The organism is Rhizobium sp. P1_E1 (assembly GCF_056406015.1).
On record NZ_JBFUAY010000318.1, the window covers coordinates 1 to 3,899 of the forward strand.

Consider the following 3,899-nt stretch of genomic DNA (forward strand, 5'->3'; position numbering starts at 1 on the left):
GAGTCTCCTTTTGTCCGGGCCACCCTGCTACTTATAGCCAACCATCGTCTGCGCAACCATCTCAGCGTTCCGCGGAGTCGCAGCTTCGAAACCGTACAACTTACCGTACTTTGGACGCAGACTGTCGGTTGCATGTTTCGCAACAGCAGAAAGCCAGGCAGGGAGGAAAGCCGTGTGTGCATTCACGGTCGCAGCGTCTACGCCCACGCCCCATTGCACCTCTCCCAGTGCTTTCGCAACTGCTTCATTTATGTCCTTTAGGAACGACCTGTAAAACTCGACGTCGGCCCTGCTTCCGACATTGCCATGGCCGCCACTCAAGAAAGTCCATCGGAGCTTGGCGACCTCCTCGAGGTTCGCTGCGTAGTAGGCGTAATTCTCAGAGCCCGCAAATGCCCAGAACGGCGGCTGGTCCGGGTTGATCAGGTCGGGAAGATGCAAGACTCCTTCTTGCGGCATCAACCATGCCGCGTGATCGTCGGTGTGGGCTGCACGCTCGAAGCCGTGGAGTTCGACAACAAGCTTCTCGAATTTGAACGAGCCTCTTGGCCATGGAACCACCTCAGTGGGTCTTGGCAAGGAGCTCTTCAGAAAAGACATCTTGTCGGCGGTAGCCTTCGAAGCAATCACGCGGATCTTCGCGGGCATCTCAGTGAACTTTCTGGCATCGCCGATGTGGTCAGCGTGGTCGTGGGAGTACACGATCGCTGTGATCGGAAGCGACGTGACGGAGGCGATGGCCCTTCTCAGCTGTTCACCACGATCTTCGAGTGGATCGAAAAGCAGGACGCCCCGATCTCCGACATAGAACATCGTCCCGTAGTGTTGCCGTTGGAACCAGTACGTTCGCTGAGTCAATCGCTGCAAGATGAACTCGTCCGCAACGTTACGTCCGTATAAACGATCAATTTTTTGACTGGGCTGCAGCGGTTTCGTGGCAGACGCCTCTACGTACTGAGCGCCGATCGAAGAAGGGGCTTCAGGAAGACCTTGGCTCGTAGCGGAAGCCACATGGAAGAGAAGAACACCAGCTGCAGCGCTCTGCAAGGCCGGGAGTAACATGTTGCTGATCATTTGCAGGTTCGGAAAGCAAAATTCGAGCATAGGCACTTGGCCCCCCCACGGGAATACACATCAACGCACACCCGCTGCGCACGAAAGGACAGCTTGGACTGGAACGATCTGCAATATGTGCTCGAGGTGAAGCGCACCGGGTCTGCGGCAGCAGYCGGCCGAAGCCTTGGGGTCTCCCACGCCACGGTATTCAGGCGTATCGAGATCCTGGAAAAGCAGCTTCGCGCGCTGATCTTCCGTAGGTCGCATTCAGGTTTGGTGCCGACAGACCTCTGCATGAGGCTGTGCGAAGTAGGTCCCATCGTCGAGCAAGCGATCGTAGATGCCCAAAGGTTTGCCGACGGTCAAGTAGCCGAACTGACGGGCAAGCTCCGTTTCACCACAACCGATTCCATAGCTCATAACCTTGTGGGTCCATTGCTCGCTTCATTTCGGTCTCAGTTCCCTGCCATTGAGGTGGATGTACTTGTGACCAATAAGCTGATCGATCTCGACCGCCAGGATGCAGATATCGCGCTAAGGCCAAGCAGCCATCCCCCCGAGGCCTGGGTTGGCATGAGGCTCGCACGAATGGGATTCGCCATCTATGCTTCCCATGAGTATTTAGAGGCACATAGCCAGTCTCCTTGGACTGCCCTTCACTGGATCATGCCCGGTGGAGAACTGCTTGCCTCCACCATGGGATCCTGGCTGCAGTCGCAATTGGACGCCCCGACGATCGTGGCCAGTATCGATACGTTCGTCGGTCTTGCAAAGCTGGCCGCTGAGGGTATGGGGGCTGCATTACTTCCGCGCTTCGTCGGCGCCTCTGACTCACGTCTGAAAGAAGTCACTCGAGTTCCAGATGCAGCGTGCGTAGATCTATGGATCCTCACGCACGCGGATTCGCGCGGATCGGCACGCATCAAAGCCTTTATGACGCATGTCGCAGCTGCCCTTAGAGACAATCCGCACTTTCAGCATGAGGCATGAGGCATGAGGCATGAGGACAAGTCTCCTCCTGATCCTGGTCGCTTGTAGCCGTCATGTTCGCCGATGAACAGGCGTTCGCGCAATTCGGAAGCGGCGCACCCTTGTAGTGACCTCGGTTTGTCTCTTTCCACGATTGACGCGCACATCCTTCCTTTCCGCGCAACGCGGACCGGCAAGCGTGTAACAGTTGGCCCGACAGCCGCCGTTTGCAATGTCCGCCCCTTGGCCCGGAGCAGTTGCCCAGCTATTTTCGGAGCTGTCATTGTCCGACGGACCTTTATGTAATCCGATGGACTTTATTAATGGCAATCAGCGTGTTTGCAAAAAGAAGGACTGTCAAAAAACTATGAGAATCTCCACTTTTTTGCAATCCGGTAAAAAATACCATTTGTCTGCTTTTTCGGAAAATACGCAAAAGTAAAGACTGTCAACATGCTCAGGACAACGGTTTGCGTCCTTGTTTGACCCGTTGTCGCATCAATAAAGCCAACGACGCATTTGTTCCAGCGTGAGATTGCTGCCRCACAACACCGTCGCCAGTCGCTCGGACCGAAGCGATGGGTGCTCGATCACCGCCGCGACGCCAACCACACCGGCGGGCTCGACGACCAAGCCGGCACTTTGGAATACCAGCTGCATCGCACGCTCGATGGCAACTTCACTCACCAGTAGCACCTCGTCGACCAGCTCCTTCATATCCTCCAGCGCCTCCGGTACTGGCCGGCGCACCGCGATGCCGTCTGCGATGGTGTTGACCGTGCTCCGCTCAATCAGGCGATGCCCCTTCCACGACACGGCCATCGCATCAGCGCCTTCTGCGCAGACGCCGATGACTCGCACCCCCGGTGCATGAGCTTTGATCCAGCGACCTGCGCCATTGAGCAAAGCGCCGTTCCCCAATGGGAGCAGCAGAGTATCGAACTGGTGCTGTGCCAGGAGCTCGCGGGCAATGGTTCCCGCGCCTTCAGCAATGCTGACTTCCCGACCGTCCTCGACGAACATGGCACCGGAAGAAGCACAGAAGCGCCAAGCCTCTTCCTTGGCGGTATCGAAGTCCTCACTGTGAAGGCGAACCTCCGTCCCCATCGCACGCATGCGCTCTACCTTGAATGGATTGGCGGTCGTCGCGCTGTACACGACCAGCGGCCATCCACGAGCCCGGCATACGTAGGCCATCGCTTGTCCCCAGTTCCCGGCCGTGGCACAGACAAGCATTCGCCCAGCGAGATTCGCCGCGTTCTCATGCATGAAAAAATCGGCGCCGCGTCCCTTGAAAGAACGTAGAGGGTTCAGCGTTTCCACCTTCAGGAGCAAGGATGCGCCGAGCGACTGACTCAGCGGCTCGCATTCAAACTGCGGGCTATCACGAAATACGGGGTCGATCAGCGTGGCGGCACGCTCGATGTTAAGCGTGGAAAGTCGATGGGAGTTGTTGATAATAAGCATGCCGAAAGTATGCGTACCCGGCCGGTGTGCCCAGCCGCGATTTAGCCGCTCGTTTTGACGCTTTGCCGCATTCAATCCTTCGTTCCTGCAGACATCCGCCGCCATGACCCTCGACGCGTTCGACCGCCAGATTCTCGAAATTTACCAACGCGACACCCGCTTGCCTGCCGAGCAAATTGGGACGCAGGTCGGCCTTTCTGCTGCTGCCGTGCAACGCCGCCTTAAGAGATTGCGGGAAACCGGCGTTATCCTGGCCGAGACGGCCGAGCTCGACTGCGAAAAACTCGGGTTAGGCATTACCGCCATCGTGCAGGTCGATCTCGTCGACGAATCCGCGCGCGCCACGTTGGCTTTTCGTAAAAAGGTGGACACGCGCAGTGAAGTTCAACAGTGCTACGGCGTTGCGG

4 protein-coding genes are annotated in these 3,899 nt (G+C 57.2%); 2 read left to right on the forward strand and 2 right to left on the reverse strand.

The annotated features are described in order from the left end of the window. Nucleotides 1–27 precede the first annotated feature (27 nt). On the reverse strand, nt 28–1,104 hold the full coding sequence (locus tag AC1D1Z_RS34770; protein WP_477853340.1) for an MBL fold metallo-hydrolase: 1,077 nt from the start codon (nt 1,102–1,104) through the stop codon (nt 28–30). Between the two features lie 63 nt (nt 1,105–1,167). Between AC1D1Z_RS34770 and AC1D1Z_RS34775 the strand changes: the two genes are divergently transcribed. Then, nucleotides 1,168–2,046 carry a LysR family transcriptional regulator gene (locus AC1D1Z_RS34775; RefSeq protein ID WP_477853337.1) on the forward strand — a complete coding sequence of 293 codons (879 nt, stop codon included), beginning with the start codon at nt 1,168–1,170 and terminating at the stop codon, nt 2,044–2,046. A gap of 477 nt (nt 2,047–2,523) precedes the next feature. Here AC1D1Z_RS34775 and AC1D1Z_RS34780 read toward each other — a convergent pair whose 3' ends face one another. After that, nucleotides 2,524–3,597, reverse strand: coding sequence for a threonine ammonia-lyase (locus AC1D1Z_RS34780; RefSeq protein ID WP_477736683.1), 1,074 nt, complete (start codon nt 3,595–3,597; stop codon nt 2,524–2,526). On the opposite strand from AC1D1Z_RS34780, the gene AC1D1Z_RS34785 reads away from it, so the two are divergent. Beyond that, the coding region (locus tag AC1D1Z_RS34785) for an Lrp/AsnC family transcriptional regulator (RefSeq protein ID WP_477853339.1) at nt 3,596–3,899 on the forward strand (304 nt) is incomplete at its 3' end. The two genes, AC1D1Z_RS34780 and AC1D1Z_RS34785, sit on opposite strands and share 2 nt — an antisense overlap.

What these genes read in the sequence shown, in the direction of transcription:
- AC1D1Z_RS34770 (WP_477853340.1), bottom strand. Translation starts at nt 1,104, where the DNA reads ATGCTCGAATTTTGCTTTCCGAACCTGCAAATGATCAGCAACATGTTA.